Origin of the sequence: Macrococcus brunensis (genome assembly GCF_022343725.1) — a bacterium.
Classification (GTDB): domain Bacteria; phylum Bacillota; class Bacilli; order Staphylococcales; family Staphylococcaceae; genus Macrococcus; species Macrococcus brunensis.
The window spans coordinates 577,472-598,673 of the sequence record NZ_CP092179.1 but is presented as its reverse complement, the minus strand read 5'-3'; the positions used below and the strand labels follow the sequence as shown (position 1 = coordinate 598,673).

General features: G+C 42.0%; 24 protein-coding genes. 12 read left to right on the top strand and 12 right to left on the bottom strand.

What is annotated here, in order from left to right; genetic code table 11:
* Positions 1-38 precede the first annotated feature (38 nt).
* From hpf to MGG13_RS03205, 4 genes are all read right to left on the bottom strand, one after another.
* Positions 39-593, bottom strand: a complete 555-nt coding sequence (hpf, locus tag MGG13_RS03220) for a ribosome hibernation-promoting factor, HPF/YfiA family (protein WP_133430821.1) — start codon at positions 591-593, stop codon at positions 39-41.
* A gap of 65 nt (positions 594-658) precedes the next feature.
* Positions 659-1,138: a ComF family protein gene (locus MGG13_RS03215; RefSeq protein WP_239035355.1), complete on the bottom strand. Its 480-nt coding sequence runs from the start codon at positions 1,136-1,138 to the stop codon at positions 659-661.
* Positions 1,139-1,314: 176 nt separating this feature from the next.
* Entirely contained in the window at positions 1,315-2,529 is a 1,215-nt protein-coding gene (locus tag MGG13_RS03210; RefSeq protein ID WP_239035354.1) for a DEAD/DEAH box helicase family protein, read from the bottom strand.
* A gap of 69 nt (positions 2,530-2,598) precedes the next feature.
* A complete protein-coding gene (locus MGG13_RS03205) occupies positions 2,599-3,456 on the bottom strand; it encodes a DegV family protein (protein ID WP_133430824.1) in 858 nt (285 codons plus the stop codon).
* A 122-nt stretch (positions 3,457-3,578) separates the two neighbouring features.
* On the opposite strand from MGG13_RS03205, the gene MGG13_RS03200 reads away from it, so the two are divergent.
* Entirely contained in the window at positions 3,579-4,208 is a 630-nt protein-coding gene (locus tag MGG13_RS03200; protein WP_133430825.1) for a YigZ family protein, read from the top strand.
* On the opposite strand, the gene MGG13_RS03195 is transcribed toward MGG13_RS03200, so the two are convergent.
* The gene (locus MGG13_RS03195; RefSeq protein WP_133430826.1) at positions 4,209-5,252 is read right to left on the bottom strand and encodes a glycosyltransferase family 4 protein; all 1,044 of its coding nucleotides are present in this window, start codon (positions 5,250-5,252) and stop codon (positions 4,209-4,211) included.
* Between the two features lie 165 nt (positions 5,253-5,417).
* On the opposite strand from MGG13_RS03195, the gene MGG13_RS03190 reads away from it, so the two are divergent.
* The 5 genes from MGG13_RS03190 to pepT are packed head-to-tail and all read left to right on the top strand — an operon-like array spanning position 5,418 to position 9,853.
* Positions 5,418-6,287 (top strand): YitT family protein, encoded by an 870-nt coding sequence (locus tag MGG13_RS03190; protein WP_239035353.1) that lies wholly within the window; start codon positions 5,418-5,420, stop codon positions 6,285-6,287.
* The gene (gene gdpS / locus MGG13_RS03185) at positions 6,280-7,341 is read left to right on the top strand and encodes a GGDEF domain-containing protein GdpS (RefSeq protein WP_239035352.1); all 1,062 of its coding nucleotides are present in this window, start codon (positions 6,280-6,282) and stop codon (positions 7,339-7,341) included. The genes MGG13_RS03190 and gdpS overlap by 8 nt, the downstream gene beginning before the upstream one ends.
* 47 nt (positions 7,342-7,388) lie before the next feature.
* Complete coding sequence (locus MGG13_RS03180) at positions 7,389-8,138, top strand: threonine/serine exporter family protein (protein WP_239035351.1); 750 nt, start codon at positions 7,389-7,391, stop codon at positions 8,136-8,138.
* Entirely contained in the window at positions 8,120-8,602 is a 483-nt protein-coding gene (locus MGG13_RS03175; protein ID WP_208001740.1) for a threonine/serine exporter family protein, read from the top strand. Before MGG13_RS03180 ends, MGG13_RS03175 begins: the two co-directional genes overlap by 19 nt.
* 27 nt (positions 8,603-8,629) lie before the next feature.
* Positions 8,630-9,853, top strand: coding sequence for a peptidase T (pepT, locus tag MGG13_RS03170; RefSeq protein WP_239035350.1), 1,224 nt, complete (start codon positions 8,630-8,632; stop codon positions 9,851-9,853).
* Between the two features lie 28 nt (positions 9,854-9,881).
* Here pepT and MGG13_RS03165 read toward each other — a convergent pair whose 3' ends face one another.
* Both MGG13_RS03165 and ytxJ read right to left on the bottom strand, forming a co-directional pair.
* On the bottom strand, positions 9,882-10,949 hold the full coding sequence (locus MGG13_RS03165) for a glycerate kinase (RefSeq protein ID WP_239035349.1): 1,068 nt from the start codon (positions 10,947-10,949) through the stop codon (positions 9,882-9,884).
* 54 nt (positions 10,950-11,003) lie between these two features.
* On the bottom strand, positions 11,004-11,324 hold the full coding sequence (gene ytxJ, locus MGG13_RS03160; protein WP_239035348.1) for a bacillithiol system redox-active protein YtxJ: 321 nt from the start codon (positions 11,322-11,324) through the stop codon (positions 11,004-11,006).
* A gap of 101 nt (positions 11,325-11,425) precedes the next feature.
* Here ytxJ and MGG13_RS03155 point away from each other — a divergent pair, with 101 nt between their 5' ends.
* Positions 11,426-11,626, top strand: coding sequence for a hypothetical protein (locus MGG13_RS03155; RefSeq protein WP_239035347.1), 201 nt, complete (start codon positions 11,426-11,428; stop codon positions 11,624-11,626).
* Between the two features lie 9 nt (positions 11,627-11,635).
* On the opposite strand, the gene MGG13_RS03150 is transcribed toward MGG13_RS03155, so the two are convergent.
* Entirely contained in the window at positions 11,636-12,526 is an 891-nt protein-coding gene (locus MGG13_RS03150) for an EMYY motif lipoprotein (RefSeq protein ID WP_239035346.1), read from the bottom strand.
* A 77-nt stretch (positions 12,527-12,603) separates the two neighbouring features.
* Between MGG13_RS03150 and MGG13_RS03145 the strand changes: the two genes are divergently transcribed.
* Genes MGG13_RS03145 through MGG13_RS03135 form a run of 3 tightly spaced genes read left to right on the top strand, consistent with a single transcriptional unit; the run spans position 12,604 to position 15,016 of the window.
* Positions 12,604-13,068, top strand: coding sequence for a GrpB family protein (locus MGG13_RS03145; protein ID WP_239035345.1), 465 nt, complete (start codon positions 12,604-12,606; stop codon positions 13,066-13,068).
* A 44-nt stretch (positions 13,069-13,112) separates the two neighbouring features.
* Positions 13,113-14,033 carry a UDP-N-acetylmuramate dehydrogenase gene (gene murB / locus MGG13_RS03140; RefSeq protein WP_239035344.1) on the top strand — a complete coding sequence of 307 codons (921 nt, stop codon included), beginning with the start codon at positions 13,113-13,115 and terminating at the stop codon, positions 14,031-14,033.
* Between the two features lie 35 nt (positions 14,034-14,068).
* Positions 14,069-15,016: a cation diffusion facilitator family transporter gene (locus MGG13_RS03135; protein WP_420827903.1), complete on the top strand. Its 948-nt coding sequence runs from the start codon at positions 14,069-14,071 to the stop codon at positions 15,014-15,016.
* A gap of 24 nt (positions 15,017-15,040) precedes the next feature.
* Here the strand turns inward: MGG13_RS03135 and MGG13_RS03130 are convergent, their stop codons facing one another.
* Entirely contained in the window at positions 15,041-15,754 is a 714-nt protein-coding gene (locus MGG13_RS03130; RefSeq protein ID WP_239035343.1) for a FixH family protein, read from the bottom strand.
* Positions 15,755-15,952: 198 nt separating this feature from the next.
* On the opposite strand from MGG13_RS03130, the gene MGG13_RS03125 reads away from it, so the two are divergent.
* Positions 15,953-17,146 carry a GTP-binding protein gene (locus MGG13_RS03125; protein WP_239035342.1) on the top strand — a complete coding sequence of 398 codons (1,194 nt, stop codon included), beginning with the start codon at positions 15,953-15,955 and terminating at the stop codon, positions 17,144-17,146.
* A gap of 17 nt (positions 17,147-17,163) precedes the next feature.
* On the top strand, positions 17,164-17,313 hold the full coding sequence (gene rpmG / locus MGG13_RS03120) for a 50S ribosomal protein L33 (RefSeq protein ID WP_096076614.1): 150 nt from the start codon (positions 17,164-17,166) through the stop codon (positions 17,311-17,313).
* A 175-nt stretch (positions 17,314-17,488) separates the two neighbouring features.
* Here rpmG and nrdF read toward each other — a convergent pair whose 3' ends face one another.
* Genes nrdF through nrdI form a run of 3 tightly spaced genes read right to left on the bottom strand, consistent with a single transcriptional unit; the run spans position 17,489 to position 20,933 of the window.
* A complete protein-coding gene (gene nrdF / locus MGG13_RS03115) occupies positions 17,489-18,454 on the bottom strand; it encodes a class 1b ribonucleoside-diphosphate reductase subunit beta (protein ID WP_239035341.1) in 966 nt (321 codons plus the stop codon).
* 24 nt (positions 18,455-18,478) lie between these two features.
* Positions 18,479-20,584 carry a class 1b ribonucleoside-diphosphate reductase subunit alpha gene (gene nrdE, locus MGG13_RS03110; protein WP_239035340.1) on the bottom strand — a complete coding sequence of 702 codons (2,106 nt, stop codon included), beginning with the start codon at positions 20,582-20,584 and terminating at the stop codon, positions 18,479-18,481.
* Positions 20,556-20,933, bottom strand: coding sequence for a class Ib ribonucleoside-diphosphate reductase assembly flavoprotein NrdI (nrdI, locus tag MGG13_RS03105; RefSeq protein WP_133430845.1), 378 nt, complete (start codon positions 20,931-20,933; stop codon positions 20,556-20,558). Before nrdI ends, nrdE begins: the two co-directional genes overlap by 29 nt.
* Between the last annotated feature and the right edge of the window lie 269 nt (positions 20,934-21,202).

Below are 21,202 nucleotides of genomic sequence, written 5' to 3'. Positions count from 1 at the left end.
TGAAAAATCCCCTCTTTACAATTAAGAGGGGATTCAAGTTATTCAGCTGATGTTTCGATTAAACCATACTTACCATCTTTACGACGGTAGACAATGTTAGTTCCGTTTGTCTCTGCATCATTGAAGATGTAGAAATCATGACCCAGCATATTCATCTGAAGTACCGCTTCTTCAGAGTCCATCGGTTTTAAATCGAACTGTTTAGAACGGATGATTTCGATTTCAGGTTCTTCCTCTTCTTTTTCTGTTTCAGGGAAGACAGGGAAAACATCTTTTTCAATTCCTTTTTCGCGGAATTTACGATTGACTTTTGTTTTGTGTTTTCTGACCTGGCGTTCTAATTTTTCAACAATCAGATCGACTGCCGCATATAAATCATCATGACGTTCTTCTGCGCGAAGCGTCACATTTTTAAGCGGGATAGTGACTTCAATTTTAGAGCGAGAATCTTGGTAAGTCTTAACTTTGACATGTGCATTCGCATCCGGCACATTAGCAAAGTAACGCTCAAGTTTACTCAATTTCTCCTCGATGTGGTTACGGATTGCATCTGTTACTTCAATATTCTCTCCGTGAATTTCATATCTGATCATAATGAAACAACTCCTTATGAAACCTATTCTGTGGTGTTTCTTCCTACCTTTATTTTAGCATATTATCAAGGTCTTGCAAGCGCTAACACTTCAACCGTATGAACACCTTGTGACCGAAGAATCTCGGCTGCATGATGCACAGTCAGGCCTGTCGTATAGATGTCATCGATAAGAAGAACACGACCGTGGATCTGGCTCGAGACCGTAAAAGGATTCACTTGTTTCAGCCGTTCTTTTTTAGTCAGTTCAGACTGCTTTATCCGACTTGCCATTGTCAGAGAGTGACAAAGTGTCACCGGCAGATGTGACAGAATTTCTTCCATTTGACTGAAGCCGTGCGTCTTTAGTTTCTCCGCGCTAGTAGGTAATGCGATAACGGCGTCAAACGATTTCATGTAGGATACATGGCCACGAAGCAAATAGGCGAATATTTGAGCGAGCTTAATATCCCCTCTACCTTTATATGAATGGATCACCTCTTTCATGAAATCATTGTAATCATATAACACCTGAATCCGGTCCAGCGGCTGAAAATACTGATGCATGAACAGACAGTCTCTGCAGGTTTCCTCATCGATCAGGAGTCTATGACAGTGCGTACAACGCGGTCCTTGTATTTTTTCAAAAGATGCTTCGCATTCACTGCAGATGATTTGCGGCGCTTGAAAGTAGTTGCTAAGGAACAAGGTTTCATTTACTTGCTGAAAACAGATCAGGCACCTCAGTCGATCCACCCTCTTTTCTTCGCATTCAGATTCATCGTCCTGATTTCCTTTACAGCTAGCTGCATATCTCTTGAGACACCATCATGAAAGAATTTGACCGTTCCGTCATAAGGTATAAACTTGCGATCGACCCGTCCGGACATCTGGACCAGACATTCAGCTGTATAGGATTCTGCCCCTATGACGTAGACATCCAGATTTGCCATCGTAAAGCCGCGTTCCAGGATGGTTGTCGTAAATATGATGGCGTGATGTCCAGCCCGAATGGCTTCAACTTTTTCATGTCTCAAGGCATCAGAAGCATAAACTGTCACCGGACTAAAGTCGCTATATACTTCTGTTGCTTTCTCCATATCCGAGATATTGTTGAAAAAGACCAGCAGATAAGTGTCAGGCCGTCGTTTCAGAAAAGGAGTCAATCCTCCTTTCATCAGCCGCCTCTTCGACAGATATTTGTAACTCGGAACAGGCAAAGGTCTCCTATGATATCTTGCGGGCAGAACAACTGTCACATCTTGCATATCCTTTTGCATCTTCTTTGGGGGCGTCGCTGTCAGATAAATAATAGCGGCGTCTTTTTCAGCGGCACGTTCTATCGTCTTTTGAAGTCGTTCATCCATCGGTAAGGGAAATGCATCCACTTCATCGACAATCACCAGTCCGAAATGGTGCTGATACTTGACCAGCTGCTGGACGGTACTGATGACAAAAGTACTGCTGTACTTAAGTGTCTGTCCCTGATAAAGAACATCTATCTCTGTATTAAAGTAATCACTCATCCGCAGAAAAAGCTCCTTGACGACATCTACACGCGGAGAGACCAGTGCAACGCTTTGCCCGTTCTGCCGCGCTACTTTTATTCCTTCTAAAATCATCTCCGTCTTCCCTGCACCCGTGACCGCATGAAGTAGCTTTCTGCCTCCTTTTATCACTGTTTCCACTATTTCATGACTGGCGTATTGCTGCTGGTCGGTCAGCTCAAAGTCCAGCTGATATTCGACATCATCAACAACATCAGGCAGCTCTAGTAAATCATAGAATGTCTCCGTTGAAGAGTATGTCATGCGAATGCAGGCCCGGCAGTAAATGACTTCTTTTTCAAAGCGGTGATGATAGAACTGATGAAACAGTTCCTTTTCTTCATTCATACAGTAGTGACAGCGTTCATCTTTTACACCTTGAATTGCTTTCCCTTCTATAAGCAAGCCCATTTTCTCCTCCAAATAAAAAAGCACACTTAAATAAGTGTGCTGTCATAAAATATTAAGAATAAAAACAGTTTACAATTTTAAATCACGTTTAACCATGCCAAGTGCCATCGCACCTTCACCTAAGTGAGTCGCGATAACCGGCGTTACATCTGCTACGATGAAATGAATATCCGGGAATCTCTTCTGAACATCTTTCAGCCATTCAAGCGCTTCTTCTTCTGCATTCGCATGTAGAACACACCCTGTTGCTGTTGTTTCACCGTCCAGAAATTCCGCCATCAATTCTTCAATGCGTTTCAGTGCTTTCTTTTTCGTTCTGACTTTTTCTGCAGCAACTATTTTAGTCTCTACAAAATGCAGAATCGGCTTAACTTGCAGCATACTGCCAACAAAGGCTTGAGCCCCTGTTAAACGGCCACCCTTTTTAAGGTTCTTCAGATCATTGACCATGAAATAGGCGACATGATTTCTAACCATCGACTGAAGTTCTGCCACTATCTCATCAATAGAAGCGCCTTCTTCAATCATCTGAGCAGCTCTGAAGCACAGAAAAGCCTGTGGTGTCAATGAAATTTCTGAATCCACGGCATGAACGTTGATGCCTTCCACCATATCACCTGCTGTAATAGCACTCTGATACGTACCGCTGATACCACTGGATAAATGCACAGCGATAACATCTGTGTAACCTGCTGCTTTCAGTTCTTCCAGTTTATCCACGTACTCACCGACCGCTGGCTGGCTGGTCGTCGGCAGTTCACTTTCTGTACGCATTCTGCTGTAGAATTCCTCCTTGGACATATCTACATTTTCACGGTAAGCCTGTCCATGAAATAAGACATTCAGATAAACTTCATGAATGTGATAACGTTCTTTCATTTCGTCGCTGATATTTGCGGTTGAATCTGTTAATACTGCAATCTTCATGACTTCCCTCCTTACAGTTCCCCACAAATGTATCATACCATTTTTATCCTAAAAATAAAGTTAAAGCATTGTTGATGTGTTGCAAGTTGACTATACTGAAAAAGAATATGGAGGAATGCTTAATGGAGAACTATATTACGATTAAACAGGACTTTGAAACAGAAGAACTGATCAGTAAATCACGTTTTATTACTTACTTATTTAAAGTAGAGGACGAGGAAGAAGCGAAGAAGCGAATAGCTGAAATCAAATCGCTGCATAAGTCCGCGAATCATAACTGCTCTGCCTACACAATAGGTGATCAGCATCAGATACAGAAGGCAAGTGATGACGGTGAACCCTCTGGTACAGCAGGCGTTCCTATGCTTGAGACACTCAAAAAAGAAGATGTCCATAATGTTGTCGCTATTGTCACGCGTTACTTTGGCGGCATCAAACTCGGTACAGGCGGGCTCATTCGTGCTTATCAGTCAGGTGTAACAGACGCCATCAAAGCAGCCGGTAAAGTAAGAATCCAGAATGCCATACTTTATGAAGTGACTTTAAACTATGATCAGACGGGCCGTTTTGAATACGATATAGCGGACCAGCCTTATGAAGTTGTCGGTCAGACGTATACAGACAAAGTGACTTACAGCATCCATGTGACTGCTGAAGACACAGAAAAATTCGAAAACTTTGTCAGTGAGAATACACAGGGACAAGGGCAAATAAAAAAAGAAGCAGAACTCATGCTTCCTTTTCCAATCTAGCTATTTAATGATTTTTCGGCAGAGCTTGATGAACGGCTTATAGTTATCATCAATTAATCCGGTAAACTCAACAATCATTTCAATTGTAAATAAAATAAGTAGTGTCATGACTATAGCGCCCACATTAGTTGATAGATAGAGAATGACAGATGCCGAACTGAATAGCAGTGCTATAGAATAAATCAGGATAACGGTCTGTGGATGTGAGTATCCATGATCGAGTAATTTATGATGCAGATGAGACTTATCCGCCTGCATGACCGGTTGTCCTTTCATGTAACGTCTGATCATCGCGAATACCATATCGATGAACGGCACACCTAAAATAATAATCGGGAATAAGAGCGAGATCAGCGTGATATTCTTGAACCCAAGCAGACTGAGGACACCGATAATAAAGCCGAGCATCAAAGCGCCGTTGTCACCTAGAAAGATCTTAGCCGGATAAAAATTATAGCGAATAAAACCGAGCAGAGAACCAATCAGTACGCTACAGATCATTAAAATAAAAATGTTGCCCTGAAAAATAGCAATGAGACCGATAGTACCAAGTGCAATCATGGAGACACCCGACGCCAGTCCATCGAGTCCATCCACTAAATTGATGGCATTTGTCACGGCGACTATCCAGAGAATCGTCACAGGGACACTGAGAACACCGAACTGGATAATGACACCAAACGGTAACGTGATCAAGTCAATCGTAATCCCGTGATAGACAACGACCAGACTGATTAAAATCTGACCGATCAGTTTAACGATAGGTTTTAAATCAAATATATCATCAATAAGGCCGAGCAAATTGATGAGGATAGCACCAATCACTAACGGTACGATCTCCTCTTCTATCGGCTGCGCAATTTTAATACCGATTAAAAATGAGATAAGAAGTGCCAGTCCACCGATAACGGAAACAGGCGCTTTATGAACTTTACGTATATTAGGTTTGTCCATTGCACCGATATAGGGCGAGACCCAGATTAAAAGCGGTGTCAGACAGAATGAAATAGCTGCTGTAATAAGAATCAGCTTTAAGGTAAACATAGACCACCTCGAGGTTTATCTTATCTTTAAATATAGCATAATCGTATTCAACTAGGAATTATATTAAATATTTATTAAGACGCCTGGCCACATTGACGAATGGTCATTTATGACTCATAATAAGACGGTTAATGAAAAAATACAATTTTTAAGAAGGAGGATTATATGAAAAATCCGGTTTTAAGAGATTACTTCTATATGATTATGGGCTCTATTTTAGTCGGTATCAGCTATAACTTTTTCCTGCTCCCTTCTGAGATAGCAGCAGGTGGTATATCTGGTGTTAGTACCATCCTTTATAATGCGTTTCATATTCAGCCTTATTTGACACAGGCTCTCATTAATATTCCCATCTTTATTGCCGGATGGATTATTCTCGGACGTTCGTTCAGTCTGAAGACAGCTATTGCGACTTTCCTGATCCCCTTCTTTATTTTTATCTCGAAAGATTTTGTTGTTCACGGAGTGCATAATTCACTGCTTGGTGCGATATACGGGGGTATCGTTCTCGGTATTGGGCTCGGCCTCGTTTACCGGGGTAAAGGCTCAACAGGAGGCACCGCAACCCTTGCTCAGATCGTCAAAAAATATACGTCGTTATCCAGCGGTTTCTGCCAGCTGATCGTTGATGCGGTCGTTGTACTGATGAGTGCATTTGTTCTGAGCTTTGAGTCTGCCCTTTATGCTTTGATGTCAATTTATGTGACAAGCAAGGTCATTGATTTCGTCGAACTGAAAGCAGGCGATAACAAGCTCGTCTTCATCATCACAGACCAGGAAGCTGTTGTCGGCCAGCTGATTTATGACACTGTAGAACGGGGTTATACGAAAATCAATTCCATGGGTGGTTTCACCGGTGCAGAGAAAGCGTTACTGTTTTCTGTCATGGAGCAACGGGAAGCGATTTATTTCAAGCAGGTCATCAATGACGAAAGCATTGATGCCTTCACCGTCTTCCTCAGTGCCTCTGATATCATCGGCCGTGGATTCTCAAAAGAGAAAAACTTTATGACTAAGGATGTGCCACATGATTGAGAGCCTGATATTTAACGTTGCCATTACAATCAGTGGATTCTATCTTTTTCACCGCCTGCAGTTTTTTGAAGAAAAAGAAATCGTCTTTTCAAAAAACTATATAACCATGCTGATGACATTTATCAGCTGTCTGTTATTGACTAATCCACTTCAGTTCGATGAGGTCACTTTTGTTCTTGCATTTGTTCCTTTATTATTTCTTGCTCGCTACACTAACTTTGTCTATACGATGGTCGGTGCTGTCGTGACTAGTCTGGTTGCTGTCTTCTGGCTCGGCTACGATCTGGATATTGCGATCATCCTCCTTATCATTGCAGCTGTCACAGGGATGATAGGCCCGTTTCTGTCCTATTCACACTTTGTCAGCATCCAGTGGCTGACAGCTATCAGTCTCGCTATTATTGCAGCAAGTCTGTATTTCAGAGATTTAAATAACCCGTTAGAGTATTTCATTCTCATATTCTGTTCTTCTTTTATTCTGTCAATCTGCAGCAGCCTGATGTTTGTGGATATATGGCGAATTTCTCAATTGATTCAGCGCTATGAAAATGAAAAGACGATGGATTATTTGACAGGGCTCGGCAACGTCAGAGAATTTGACCGCTCACTTAATAAACTGAGCTACGAAGCTGAGCACCGCACGATTGCTCTTTTACTGATAGACATCGACGGCTTTAAAGACGTTAATGATGCTTACGGCCATAATGCAGGAGACGCCGTTTTAAGACAGATGGGACAGGTCCTGACAAACTATATCCCTAGAACCATGAAAGCTTATCGTAACGGCGGTGAAGAATTTTCCGTTATTCTGACAGATGTCACTCTTGACGCTGCGATCAAGCTCGCTGAGAGTATTCGTAAAGGCGTCAAAAATTCTGCCTTTCATTTACCCAATAAAGAAACAATTTCCTTGACTGTATCCATCGGTGTTGGGTATCTTCAAGAAAAGGATATCAAATCGCATCGCAAAATCTTTAAAGATGCAGATGATACGCTTCATGCTGCTAAAGAACAAGGACGCGACACAGTGATGTTCAATCCAATTATTAAATAACAGAAAGTCTCCTTTCTGTTATTTTTTTTATGAACAAGGAGGTCAAAATGAATCAGATAGATGAAAACAAAGTGGTCGCCGTTGTTTTACTCGCCGGTAAGATCTTACTTGAAAGCGGTGCAGAAACGTACCGCGTCGAAGATACTATGACACGAATTGCGAGACACTATGGGCTTCATTCCACCCATAGCTTTGTCACACCTACCGCCATCATTTTCTCTGCTTCTACAGAGTCTCCGTCAAGGCTGCTTCGGGTCTTATCAAGAACGACAGACCTCGAAAAAATCGTAGAAACGAATGAAATATCACGTGCCATTACAGCGGATATATTGTCACTCGAGACCGCACATGATGCGCTTCAGGATCTATCTGACTCCAATAAGCACTTTCCTTACTGGCTGCGCATGTTATCAGCGGCTATTGTCAGCGGCCTGTTTCTGATTATGTTCAACGGAGATTTCAGAGATATCGTTCCAAGTGTTATAGCGGGAGGTATCGGGCTGATGGTTGCTGAATTCATTCAGGAGCATACCCGCTTGAAATTCTTCGCTGAATTTGCCGGCGCATTTGTTATTGCGATGACCGCTCTACTCGCAGTCAATTTTTTAGGCGGTGTCTCCTTGAATAAAGTGATTATTTCTGCTGTGATGCCGCTTGTGCCGGGGGTTCTCATTACGAACGCCATTCGGGATCTCATGGCAGCGCACCTTCTCGCCGGTGCCGTTAAAGGCGTCGAAGCCAGTCTGACCGCATTCGCAATAGGAACGGGGGTTGCAGTATGTCTGATTTTACTTTAGAAATTCTCTGGTTCATCCTGCAGTTTATCACGAGCTTCTTTGCGACTATTTTCTTCGCAATTGTTTTCAATGCACCTAGGAAGCTCCTGCTGCCATGTGGCTTTGTTGGTGCAGTCGGCTGGATAGTCTACTATGTCCTCTTCACTTACGACGTCTCAGCTGTGACCGCTTCATTTGCGGGAGCGCTTCTTCTTGGCGTCATGGCCCATCTGATGAGCCGGTATTATAAACAGCCGGTCATCATCTTCTATGTGGCCGGTATCATTCCTCTTGTCCCAGGTGGCCTTGCTTATGACGCAACAAAAAATCTGATCATCAATGACTATGATACAGCCATTCAGAATGGTATTAAGGTTGCACTGATATCCGGTGCTATCGCTTTCGGGCTGATCGTCGCTGAAATGATTTTCCATTCCTTCTTCAGAGCGCGCAGATATGTTCGCAGAAGACAAAATTCGTTATAATAAGGGGATAACAAGGGAGGGGTTCAAATGAAACAAGCATTAATCGACCGTCTAAGTCGTTACGTTCAAATCGATACACAATCAGATGCCGCAAGCACGACAACACCATCTACAGAGAAACAGCGGGATTTACTGCGCTTACTGGAAAGTGAGATTAAAGCGCTAGGTCTTGAAGTCTCAGTCGATGATCAAGGCTATTTGATGGCGACACTGCCGTCGAATACCGATAAAAAAGTACCGGTTCTCGGTCTCCTGGCACATGTGGATACAGCGACAGATTTTACAGGTACACACGTTAAACCACAGATGATCGAGTCTTATGACGGCGCTGATATCACCTTAAAAAGTGGATTAGTCATCTCTAAAGATAAGTTTCCAGAACTTCAGTACTACACTGGCCATACTTTGATGACAACTGACGGCACAACGTTACTCGGTGCTGATAATAAAGCAGGTATCACGGAAATCATGGAAACCATTATCTACCTGCAGAATCATCCAGAAATCAAGCATGGGACTATCCGCTTCGCCTTTACACCAGATGAGGAAATCGGTCGTGGTCCTCACCACTTCGACGTTGAACGTTTTGGCGCTGAATTTGCCTATACGATTGACGGGGGTCGTCGTGGTGAACTGCAGTTTGAAAGCTTTAATGCAGCGGGTGTGGACGTCCAATTTAAAGGCGTTAATGTGCATCCGGGTTCTGCGAAAGATAAGATGGTGAATGCACAAGCACTGGCTATGGCCTTTCATCACCAGCTGCCAGAAGACGAAGTACCTGAACGGACAGAGAACTACGAAGGATTCTATCATTTGGTTGAGATGACTGGTTCTGTCGAGGCTGCTTCTCTCTCTTACATTATCCGTGACCACGATAAAGAAAAATTCAATGCACGTAAAGAAACAATGACACAAGCAGCTAAAACAATTGCAGAGACATACGGAGAAGATGCTGTTCAGATCGACATTCACGACCAGTACTTCAATATGGGTGAGAAAATCAAGCCTTACCCAGAGTTGATTGACATCCCGCTTGAAGTGATGAAGGAACTTGATATTGAACCGATTGTCGAACCGATTCGCGGTGGAACAGATGGTTCACAGCTTTCTTATATGGGACTGCCGACCCCTAACCTGTTCACAGGGGCTGAAAACTTCCATGGCCCTTACGAATACGTTTCAATCGATGATATGGAGAAATCAGTTCATCATATCGTCGGTATCATCAGAAAATTTGAAGAACGCGCATAAAAAGAAGCCACTGATCAGTCAGTGGCTTCTATTTTTTTGCTATAGCAAGTATTGTTTTAATACTGTTCTGCAGCTGTATCCCAAGCTTTAGTTTATCCGTGTCGGTTGACATATCCGGATAGATATTCAGAAAATGCACGGCTTCACTCGGCGGCGCAAACTGCTGTCCGGCCGATAAGTAAATATAAAGCTGAGGACCTGCTTTTTGAGTGATCGCCTGGGCGACAAGTGAACTTTCAGATGGTCTGACGGTTCCTCCGCCGTATATGACAGCATCTGCCTCATCAAGAAGGTCCTTCAGACTGGTTTCCTCAAAAATCATGTCTTTTGACGATAGAATCCGTGCATCAAACAGACTTTCAAAAATACTTCTCAGTCCACCTGCATGGCCGCCATTTTTCGGATTAACAGACAGACCCGCTTTTTTATACTGCTCATTTAAATACCAGATGTTATTATCAATGGTCATTTTTACAGCATCTTCTAGTATAGAATCTGCCACCTGGCTTTTGTTACCAAAAAGATAATAATCAAGATCGCTGATGACTTTAAATGTACTCTCTGACAGTCGGTCATCCAGTCCACTCAAATCTATTCTTCTGACGTGTTTGATATGTGCTGAAGAAAGCGGACCCGTCATTTTATGGTCATCTATATCAAAGAAAACAGCACCGAGTTTCTCAAGCATTCCGATACCGTAGTCATAAACCTGTGACTCCCCTAGCGCAATGGTAAAAGAACGATAGCCAAGATCTAGACCATTTAATATCATCTGACCGAGTCCATACGAAGAAGTATCCAGCAGATCAGCTGTCTGGCTGAATACACGCGAACAGTCAATATAGAGACAGTCATGGATAACGGCTGCTGTCACCTCTCGCTGTCTGAGATTGGCATCTTGAATCTGCCAGTTGTACTTGATGCCCTGCTGCCAGGATAATATTCCTTCTATTAAGTGTTTCTGACCATCAAACAAAGGCACACTGATCACATTTGCATTAGGATATACTGTTTTCACACCTTCTTCAATATAACTGGACGCTTCTCCTGAAGTTAATATATCTTCGAAACGATCTATCGCAACTAATATATTCATCATAATCTCCTTTAAAAATAAATAACCAATAGCTAAGCTATCAGTTATCCCTTTTTATTCTTCTGCTGCTGATAATGAAGACACCGTAATATGATTGTGTGAGTCATGCCATGCAACCTGCTGGTCTACAAAGTAGAAGACTTGTGGTGATTCATGTTTGATACCGGTCTTTTCAGCGATATAATTTGAAAGTTCTCTCGCTTCCTGCACGGTCAGATAATACCCGTCCATATCACGCTCATACAGAAAATTGTTAAATTGATCATAAGCATTCAAGGAAATCGGACATGTCAGGGAATGCTTTATCACAAAGACTTTATCATGATCCTGGATGGTCTGTTCGAATTGTTCAATACTATTTAATTTAATAACCATTCTTTCACCTCTTCATTGGTTAACTCTTTATCTTATTTATTTAATACCCCACGTCGCTTTAAATAGTCATGTTATAATCTAAATAAAAAAGGAGGGATATTATGGCCAAGCCCCCACTTCCTGTTAAACGCTGGAGTATGCTTGACACGATTAATACATGTCTGCTGATTGCGGTCTGCCTGTTCGTCATAGACTTTCAGAAAAACGCCACTTTATCATGGGTGATTATTATTGCGTTCGGTATCTGGGTTGTAACTGTGATTGCTCGCAATATTTACTTGTCTAACTTAAGGAATAAATAACTTGAAGAGTTAGTTCTGCTCTTCAAGTTTTTTTAATGTCTGATAGTATTTATCATCTACCGTCTTAATTTCCCTGGCTTTTGACAGGATGGTCTGAACAGGTAGTTTTCTCAGTTTTTCTTCTATTTGCATCGCTGTTTTACGCTCTTTATAATAGCTGATTAAGCTGTAATAGATCTCAAGCTGTGCCTGTCTTAAATGCAGCGTATTCTCAGAAGTCATATGCATTTGATTGAGCATCTGGATATGACCGTTGATCAACGGAATCAGCTTGCTATCAATAAAGGCCATCCGCTTTGATGTATCTGAAGTATTCATCAATTCTTCTACATGTGTTTTTAGCTCTTCATTGTTTTTATTGATGGTCTGAGTGAGTTTATTATAGTCCTTCGATTCCGATTTATTCTCTGAAGCGAGTGCAGCATATTTCTCACTTGTTTTTTTATTTTTTTCAAATATTTGAGTATAACCCAGAATTTCTTCGTTAGACTCTATTGAATCATTATAAAGTGAGATATAAGCATGGATGTTGTTGATAAACGTCTTTTTCTCATCAAAGTTATTGATATAAATATCATGGACCTCCTGTATTTCAGGATTATCCACTTTTACTTTATTCATCTTATTTTCATATACTGCGAGTTGCGGCAGGACTTTTTCTTCGATGGCCTGCTCTTTTTCCTGCAAATTTTTCTTTTTCTGGTCTGTTACTTCTGAACCCATCAGCTGATCGACTTTATCCAGTGCCAGCGCATCGATATATTTCACTAATTTCTTTTCTTCAGATTGAACATCTTTCATCTGCATCTTATAATCTTTTATATCGGCATGCAGACTATTGCCGCATCCCACTAAAAAAATAATAGCGAACAGTATAAGACCATAGAATTTTATATTCATATATCTACTCCTTGCTCTCCCTATTATAACTAAACCGTTCAGCAATATAAATACTAAATTATGACAGAGGTTATTTCATGACTGATATTCAGAAACAATTTAATGATAAACGCCGCTTGCTGCTGAATCTTCTTGATTCTCCAGTAATAGATGTGCGACATATCGGCAGTACTGCTTTAGGCGAAGAAGGCATTATGGACATACTGGTCATTGTACCAAATCTACATGCTATGACCACACTGGATGAGAAGAGACTCAACCAATCGGGTTTTTATCGACTCCACCACCCTTATCACAAAAAATGCGTCTTCAGTGAATTCCATGATCTGGTTTCTTTAAGGGAAAAATGCCGACTTCACATCGTAGAAGATCAAAGTACTAAAACCCGCATTTACCTGGAGGCTCAGAACATGCTGACCGAGTCCGAGACTTTAGCGGAGGCATTCAGAACATTCAAAGAAAGTGTCAGACATCTTTCTCAGAAAGACTATGAATCCGCTAAAGCAGACTGGTTTAGACTACATATCGCAAATAAGCATTAAAATTGCTATAATGATTATTAAGATTGTACGAAAGGGCGAACGCCATGATTGAAAATACATTACTAGAAGAACTGTCTACGCTCATTCCAGGTGAGCTGATCAAAGTAAACGAATCCCTGAAGAAATATACCTATACTAAAACCGGTGGCCATGCCGATTTCTATATCTCACCTACTCGTTACGAAGAAGTCAGTGCCGTTATGAAGTTTGCCAGAAAACACGATATCCCGGTCACTTTTCTCGGAAACGGTTCAAATATCATTATCCGCGACGGCGGTATCCGCGGTATTGTTCTTAGTCTCCTCAACTTCACAGATGTCCAAGTTGAATATGATCAGATCATCGTAGGAAGCGGTGCAGCTATTATCGATGTCTCAAGAATTGCGCGGGACCATCATCTGACAGGTCTTGAATTTGCCTGTGGCATACCCGGTTCTATCGGCGGTGCTGTCTATATGAATGCAGGTGCATATGGTGGTGAGATAAAGGATTGCATCGATCATGCTAAAGTCGTGAACGAAGAAGGTGACATCCTGACTCTCTCTAAAGAAGAACTGGAACTGGATTACAGAACAAGTTCCATCCAGAGTCAGCATCTTGTCGTCCTTGAAGCTACCTTTAACTTACAACGCGGCGACCTAACCGTTATTCAGGCTAAAATGGATGACTTGACTCAACGACGTGAAGAAAAGCAGCCTCTTGAATATCCTTCATGCGGCAGTGTCTTCAGAAGACCACCTGGGCATTTCGCCGGTCAGCTGATTCAGCAGGCTGGACTGCAAGGTCATCGTATCGGCGGTGTCGAAGTCAGTACAAAACACGCTGGTTTCATTGTCAATGTCGACAACGGCACCGCAACGGATTATGAAGAGATGATTGCGTATGTCCAGGCAACCGTACTTGAACACGCTGGCGTAGAATTGCAGCCGGAAGTCAGAATTATAGGTGAACAAGCAGCAGACTAATCTGCTGCTTTTCTTCAAAATTAAGGAGAATAACGATGAGAAAAACATACAGTCAGCCTCAGTATTATCATCACGTTGAACATCTGAAAGAACAGCAAGGGTCTAAAAAGACCCTTTGGGCGTCTCTTTTAATTACTTTATTTTTTACGATTGTTGAAGTGGTCGGCGGTATCCTGTCGAACTCACTTGCGCTTTTGTCCGACTCTGCACACATGTTAAGCGATGTTCTGGCGCTCGGGCTGTCGATGATCGCGATTTATTTTGCAGCAAAAGCACCTACTGCCCGCTATACGTTCGGTTACTTAAGACTGGAAATTCTGGCGGCCCTGCTCAATGGTCTTGCCCTTGTCGTCATCGCTCTCGGAATCTGTTACGAAGGTATTATGCGTATTCTGCATCCACAGGATGTCGACGTGAAACTGATGCTGACCATTTCTCTTATCGGCCTCGTAGTCAACATCATATTGACGATTATCCTCGCACGTTCCCTGAAAGGCGAAGACAATATCAATGTTCAGAGTGCGCTCTGGCACTTTATCGGAGACCTTTTAAATTCTGTCGGCGTCATAGTCGCAGTCGTGGTCATTTATTTCACGCATTGGGTTCTGATCGATCCTATCTTAAGTATCTTGATTTCATTGATCATCTTCCGTGGCGGATACAAGATTGTTAAAAACGCCTGGGATATTCTGATGGAAAAAGTGCCTGATGAATTAGACACAGATGAGATTATTGCCCGCATGAAAGAGCATCCGAATGTCCTGGATGTTCACGAGTTCCATTTATCTGCGATTACAACAGGTCACTACAATTTATCAGCTCACGTCGTCGTGGATAATAGAAGTGACGCTGAAAACTACAGAGTCATCAATGAACTGGCTGCAATGCTGAAAGAAACTTACAGCCTTGATCACACAACGCTGCAGGTCGAACACCTGCAGGCCAATCATTTAGATGATCCTTATTTCGAACAAATCAAATAAAGAGACAGGCAGCTGCCTGTCTCTTTATTTTACTGTGAAAGTAGCGTCTGAATGGACGTGGAAACCTTCTTTATTCTCAGCATGTGCAGTCACTGTGTACTTCCCTGCCTGGTCAAATGTCTCCTGACCTTCATACTGTCCTGCTTTTGTCTCTTTCAAATCAACCCATTTGGCTTTACCGTCAGGCATCATCACTTCCAGACGTGTCATGAGTTTCTCTTTCGCTTTACCCTCTTCATCTTTAACATGAATCATTAAGTCAGCGGGTTCACCTTTCACTGCTTTAATCGGCATCACATGAACAGACCCTTCGTGGTGAGCGTGTTCACTATGTTTCGCATTGCCAATTGTGATTGTCTTGTCCGGCATTGTATGCTGGCTTTTAGCTGTGACATGGCTGATGACCTGATAGCTGCCGTCTTCATCAAATGTATAAGAAAGTTCATAGATGCCGTCTTTAGCTTCTTTCACCATTTTTTTCACAGATTTATCTTTGTCACCATCTTTAATGATTTCAAACATGACTTCGTCTGCATCATTGATCGCTTTTCCATCCTGAGTGACTTTTGCTGTCAGTTTAACTTCCTCGCCTGCTTTTCCTTTTTCAGGGACGCTCAAGTCTACTTTAACAGGCTCAACTGATGCGGTCTCCTGTTTGGCGTGGTCATGCTTTTCTTCTGTCTGGCCGCAAGCTGCAAGTACAAGGCCCGCCGAGAGAATTACTGCTAGTTTCTTCATTTCATAACTTCCTTTCTGTTTGTCAGTCAATTCCTATTATCTTGATTCAGCTCCTATTAATCAATGTCGAAATCGTGACAGTAGCCGGCATAAATGGGATTGTTTCCATTTTTGACAAAATTAAAACAGTCTCTTTACTTTTACAAAGATATAGCGTAATATAATAAATCGTAACTATTACGAATTGGAGGTGGTTAAATGACTGTCCCTATTACAGTACTCAGCGGTTTTCTCGGAGCAGGTAAAACGACATTGCTCAATCATATTCTGACCAACACACAGGATATGCGTATCGGCGTCATCGTCAATGATATGAGTGAAGTCAATATCGATGCTGAACTTGCCGTTATGAAACGAAGTGACGAAAAAATGATTCAACTCCAGAATGGCTGCATCTGCTGTACACTACGCGAAGATTTATTGATTGAAATAGATAAACTTGTGCAGTCGCATCAGCTTGATTATATCGTTATTGAATCAACCGGAATTTCTGAACCATTACCTGTCGCCCAGACACTGACACTTGAAGACGAGGTACTCGGCATCAAATTATCAGAGAACACTGTACTTGATACAATGGTAACAGTTGTAGATGCGAATCAGTTCTGGCATGATTTTGCGTCAGGAGAATCACTCGCAGACCGCAAACTAGGTAATAATGAAACAGATGACCGCGAAGTCATCGATTTACTTATCGATCAGATAGAATTTGCGAATGTCATCCTGCTGAACAAGATTGATTTAATATCAGAAGATGACCGCGAAGAATTGAAAAGACTACTTAAGCAGCTGAATCCAGAGGCACAGGTTTATGAGACACAGAACTCGGTTATCGACCTTAATCTCATAGTGAATACGAAACTTTTTGACTTTGAGAAAGCAAGTCAGAGCGCCGGCTGGATTAATGAACTGAACGAAGAACATACACCAGAGACAGAAGAATATGGCATCGCCTCTTTTGTATATCGCAGGAAGAGACCTTTCAATGCCGAACGTTTTATGGCATTTCTGAAGAACTTCCCGCTTACTGTCGTGCGTTCTAAAGGATTTTACTGGCTCGCGACAAGAAATGAGATGTGCGGCTTACTATCACAGGCAGGGAGCTCTATTCAGCTGCAAGGTGCTGGTGAATGGATAGCGACATATAGCGATGAAGATATCGCGCTTGAAATGCAGGAAGACCCTACTTTAGCTGCGAGATGGGATAAGGTCTATGGTGACCGTCAGACTGAACTCGTCTTCATCGGGATTGAAATGGACCAGTCAGCCATTACGAAGGCGCTGGATGCTGCCCTTCTGACAGATGAAGAGATGGCACAGGACTGGTCACAGATGCCAGACCCTCTGCCTGCTTATACCGTAGAAGAAACAAATGCAGATCTAACATTATAAAAAAAGGAGCAATTAAAATGAGAGTAAATGTAACTTTAGCTTGTACAGAATGTGGAGACCGCAACTATATCACGAAAAAGAATAAACGTAATAACCCTGAACGTATTGAACTGATGAAATACAGCCCACGCTTAAAGAAATACACGCTGCACAGAGAAACAAAATAAGAAAAGTAATAAGATTAGATTGAGTAAAGTCCAGCAGATCCGTTTTGCGGGACTTTGCTCTTCTTAAGGAGCCTCTTTGTACTGCGTAAAGTCCAGCAGATCCACTTTGCTGGACTTTACTCTTCTCTATAACCAAAAACCCATCACAACTTGCTTCGTTGTGATGGGTTCATTTTTATTCGAATATAAAGTCTTCGTCTGTCAGCGCTTCGACGTTTAACGCGAGCACGTAACCGTCGCCTTTAACGCTGAAGAAATCATGGTTCTTCGTGCTTGTATTCAGTGCGTTCTCGATAATCGGATTGAAGCCGCGTTCTTCAAAGTAAGGTTCAAATCCTAAGTTAGCGAGTGCTTTATTACCATTATATTGAACATAATTCAGTACATCTTCTATCAGCCCGACACGGTCATATAATTCACGTGTATAAGACTCTTCATTTCGATATAAATCATCCAGCATCGCATACATTTCTTTGTCCGCTTTCAGCTTATCATCATCTGACAGCTCATTGCGTAAGCTCTGTGCATCAAGTCCTGTAAAGACACCGTGAATAGATTCATCCAGCAGAATTTTACGGATGATTTCACCTGACGTTGTCATGCGACCTTGTCCTGCCAGATATAACGGATAGTAGAAACCGCTATAGAACAAGAATGTTTCCAGGAATACAGATGCTACACGTGCCATGTACTGATCATAAATACTCGCTTCTTTTGTCCACAGTTTATGATATTTCTCTAAAATGCGATTCGCTTTGTAAGTTAAATGAGGTTCACTTGGTACCCATTCGTTCAATAGTTCATCTGTTTCATTCGTCGGCAGAAGAGTCGTGAAGATGTGAGAATAACTTTTCGCATGGATATTCTCCATCATGCCCATAAATGAGTAGACTGCCTTTTTACGAAGGTCAGTTGTATGCATCATAATAAGCGGCATGCCGTCATCTGCCTGCTGTGTATCGAGACCCGTCAGACCTGCTAAAGCATGATTGAATGTATACTTTTCATCTTCCGTCAGCTCTTTCCAGCTGGCGATATCTTTTGAGACTTTAAATTCTGTTTCCACCCACATCTGTGAGATATTCTGACGCCAGAACATGTTGGTCATGTCTTCCTGCGTATTCCAGTTTACTGCTTTCATCTTATCCATCCTTGCATTAATTAGTTAGATCGCACAGCTTGTACATTCTTCAACGCTCAGTAATTTGTTACGTGTATAGTAAAGTGATTTAAGTCCTTTATGATGGGCATAAACGTATAGTCGTGAGAGTTCACGCGTAGATATCTCAGAGTTGACGAACAGAATCGTCGAAATACCCTGGTCAATATGCTGCTGGATTGTTGCGATTAAATCGATCAGTTTCATCTGGTCTGTACTGAATGCTGATTTGTAGAACCACATGGTCTCCGGTGATAAAAACGGCATCGGATAGAACGTTTCAGCATTACCATACGTACGACGTTCAATCTGGTCCACAATCGGCATAACAGAACTTGTCGCGTTCTGAACATAAGAAATACTTTGTGTCGGTGCAATCGCTAAGCGGTATGCATGGAAGAGTCCATGTTCTTTAACCTGTTCGCTTAATGCCTGCCAGTCTTCTTGAGTCGGGATATGCATGCCTTCAAAAAGTGCCTGTACTTTCTCTGATTTCGGTGCAAAGCTTGCGCTGACATATTTATCGAAGTACTGTCCTGATTTGTAATCTGACTTTTCAAAGTCTGCATAGACTTCCCGACGTTCTTTTGCAATTTCCATAGAACGCTCAATTGAATAGAAGTTCATCATCATAAAGAATGTATTGGCGAAATCTTTTGCTTCGTCTGATTCATAAGCAATTTTATTTTTTGCAAGATAACCGTGCAGATTCATGACACCAAGGCCTACAGAATGCAGTTCACGGTTCGCTTTTGCGACACCGGGGGCATTCTTGATGTCCGCTTCGTCACTGACTGTTGTCAATGCATCCATCCCCGTATGCACTGATTCGCGCACTTTACGGGATTCCATGACGTTGACGATGTTGAGTGAGCCTAAGTTACATGAAATATCACGCTTAATCTCATCTTCTGTGCCATAGTCGTTGATGACAGACGTCTCCTGCAGCTGGAAGATCTCCGTGCAGAGATTACTCATCTTAATCTGTCCGATATTACTGTTCGCATGCACTTTGTTGGCATTGTCTTTAAACATTAAATACGGGTAACCGGACTGCAGCTGAGTCTGTGCGATTGTGTTCAGCATCTCGCGGGCATCCTTCGATTTCTTCATGACGTTAGGATTTGCCACGAGTTCGTCGTACATTTCATCTAAGTTGATATCATCCAGTGTCTGGCCATATTCCGCTTCTACTGTATGTGGTGCAAACATATAGAAGTCCTTGCCTTCTTTTGCCAGATCAAAGAACTTGGACGGCACAATCAGTCCTGTTGAAATAGTAGAAAGACGTAAATCTTCATCGGCATTTACTTTCTTCGTATCTAAAAACTCAAGAACATCATAGTGGAAGATGTTGAGATAGACAGCACCAGCACCTGGACGCTGACCTAACTGATCGGCATAGCTGAAGCCACCTTCCAATGCTTTTGCGACAGGGAGTACGCCTTTTGCGACACCTTTGATGCCTTTAATCGCTTCACCCCGTGCGCGTAGTTTGGATAAATTGATGGCTACGCCGCCGCCAATCTTAGAAAGTTGTTTAGCTGTTGAATCGATATAATTGATAGAGTTCAGTGAATCATCTACTTCAAGCAGGAAACAGGATACGAGTTCCCCGCGGCGTGCACGGCCTGCATTCAGGAAGGTCGGTGTTGCCGGCTGATAACGCTGTTCAACCATCGCATTGATGAGTTCCTTCGCTTTCTCTTTATGACCTTTCGCAAGGTAGAGGCTGACGATAACCACATGTTCTTTATAATCTTCAAGGTAAGATTTTTTATCATTTGTCTTCAGCGAGTAATCCTTGAAGAACTTGCTTGCTGACATATAGCTTGCAAACTTAAAAGGCAGACTCTCTGCATAAGCAATAATCTCTACAAGATCAGCCTCTGAATAATCTTCAAACAGATTATAGTAGAACTGATTGTCGACTAAATGATGAAGACGTTCAAGGGGTGAATCAAAATGAATGGTCTTTTCGTTTACTTCCTCTAAATAGACGGCAAGTGCGTCCTGGTCTTTTTCGATATCAAAGAAACCGTCTGCACGACGCTTTGTCACCTGGTTATTAAGTTCAATATGGTTATACTGTTTGTCGTCTAAGACTTTCATTTACTTCATCCACCTTTTCGTTGAATAATTGTACATCATGCGCATTGCCATGGAGTTCGAATTTCATAAGCAGTGGAACATGATATTCAGCTGCAATCAGATCACCTGATCGTGCAAAATTCTGTCCCCAGTTACGGTTGCCGCTGCTCACGACTGCTACTAGATATCGGCTGTTACGTTCTAAAAACTGACGAACTGGATCCGGTACTTCACCAAAACCAATTGTCCCTGTTACCACAATAAAAGGCTCATCAATCGACTGGATATCCAGCAATGATTCGCCAGTAAATTTTGATTTTTGCAAGAAACGTCTCACATTGCCCGTGAGCGAATAGTAGATTACTTTCACATTTATCACTTCCTATGTAAAAAACGCTCTAAAACTGAATATGTAGGGTATATAAGGATAAAACACAATATATTGTGTTTTATCCTCATAAGCACCACAAGATATATGAAATATTATAGCACGTTTGTTCGCTCTTTCAATCGATTATACCCAGAAATTTATTAATTTAGGCTCTTGACTTTTAGCTGAAATTCTTAACCTGTTGCTACACATAGCTTTGAAAAATTATTACATTTTGATGACACGATTTAAGACTTAAACAGTGCGTA

Bases quoted from the DNA above. Each gene is read 5' to 3' on its own strand.
- MGG13_RS03205 (WP_133430824.1), bottom strand. From the start codon at position 3,456: ATGAAGATTGCAGTATTAACAGATTCAACCGCAAATATCAGCGACGAA.
- MGG13_RS03135 (WP_420827903.1), top strand. From the start codon at position 14,069: ATGAGAAAAACATACAGTCAGCCTCAGTATTATCATCACGTTGAACAT.
- nrdF (WP_239035341.1), bottom strand. From the start codon at position 18,454: ATGAAAGCAGTAAACTGGAATACGCAGGAAGACATGACCAACATGTTC.
- MGG13_RS03175 (WP_208001740.1), top strand. From the start codon at position 8,120: ATGTCTGATTTTACTTTAGAAATTCTCTGGTTCATCCTGCAGTTTATC.
- MGG13_RS03210 (WP_239035354.1), bottom strand. From the start codon at position 2,529: ATGGGCTTGCTTATAGAAGGGAAAGCAATTCAAGGTGTAAAAGATGAA.
- MGG13_RS03155 (WP_239035347.1), top strand. From the start codon at position 11,426: ATGGCCAAGCCCCCACTTCCTGTTAAACGCTGGAGTATGCTTGACACG.
- MGG13_RS03150 (WP_239035346.1), bottom strand. From the start codon at position 12,526: ATGAATATAAAATTCTATGGTCTTATACTGTTCGCTATTATTTTTTTA.
- gdpS (WP_239035352.1), top strand. From the start codon at position 6,280: ATGATTGAGAGCCTGATATTTAACGTTGCCATTACAATCAGTGGATTC.
- MGG13_RS03190 (WP_239035353.1), top strand. From the start codon at position 5,418: ATGAAAAATCCGGTTTTAAGAGATTACTTCTATATGATTATGGGCTCT.
- rpmG (WP_096076614.1), top strand. From the start codon at position 17,164: ATGAGAGTAAATGTAACTTTAGCTTGTACAGAATGTGGAGACCGCAAC.
- MGG13_RS03130 (WP_239035343.1), bottom strand. From the start codon at position 15,754: ATGAAGAAACTAGCAGTAATTCTCTCGGCGGGCCTTGTACTTGCAGCT.
- ytxJ (WP_239035348.1), bottom strand. From the start codon at position 11,324: ATGGTTATTAAATTAAATAGTATTGAACAATTCGAACAGACCATCCAG.
- MGG13_RS03145 (WP_239035345.1), top strand. From the start codon at position 12,604: ATGACTGATATTCAGAAACAATTTAATGATAAACGCCGCTTGCTGCTG.
- MGG13_RS03125 (WP_239035342.1), top strand. From the start codon at position 15,953: ATGACTGTCCCTATTACAGTACTCAGCGGTTTTCTCGGAGCAGGTAAA.
- MGG13_RS03200 (WP_133430825.1), top strand. From the start codon at position 3,579: ATGGAGAACTATATTACGATTAAACAGGACTTTGAAACAGAAGAACTG.
- MGG13_RS03195 (WP_133430826.1), bottom strand. From the start codon at position 5,252: ATGTTTACCTTAAAGCTGATTCTTATTACAGCAGCTATTTCATTCTGT.
- MGG13_RS03215 (WP_239035355.1), bottom strand. From the start codon at position 1,138: ATGCATCAGTATTTTCAGCCGCTGGACCGGATTCAGGTGTTATATGAT.
- murB (WP_239035344.1), top strand. From the start codon at position 13,113: ATGATTGAAAATACATTACTAGAAGAACTGTCTACGCTCATTCCAGGT.
- MGG13_RS03180 (WP_239035351.1), top strand. From the start codon at position 7,389: ATGAATCAGATAGATGAAAACAAAGTGGTCGCCGTTGTTTTACTCGCC.
- hpf (WP_133430821.1), bottom strand. From the start codon at position 593: ATGATCAGATATGAAATTCACGGAGAGAATATTGAAGTAACAGATGCA.
- nrdE (WP_239035340.1), bottom strand. From the start codon at position 20,584: ATGAAAGTCTTAGACGACAAACAGTATAACCATATTGAACTTAATAAC.
- MGG13_RS03165 (WP_239035349.1), bottom strand. From the start codon at position 10,949: ATGAATATATTAGTTGCGATAGATCGTTTCGAAGATATATTAACTTCA.
- pepT (WP_239035350.1), top strand. From the start codon at position 8,630: ATGAAACAAGCATTAATCGACCGTCTAAGTCGTTACGTTCAAATCGAT.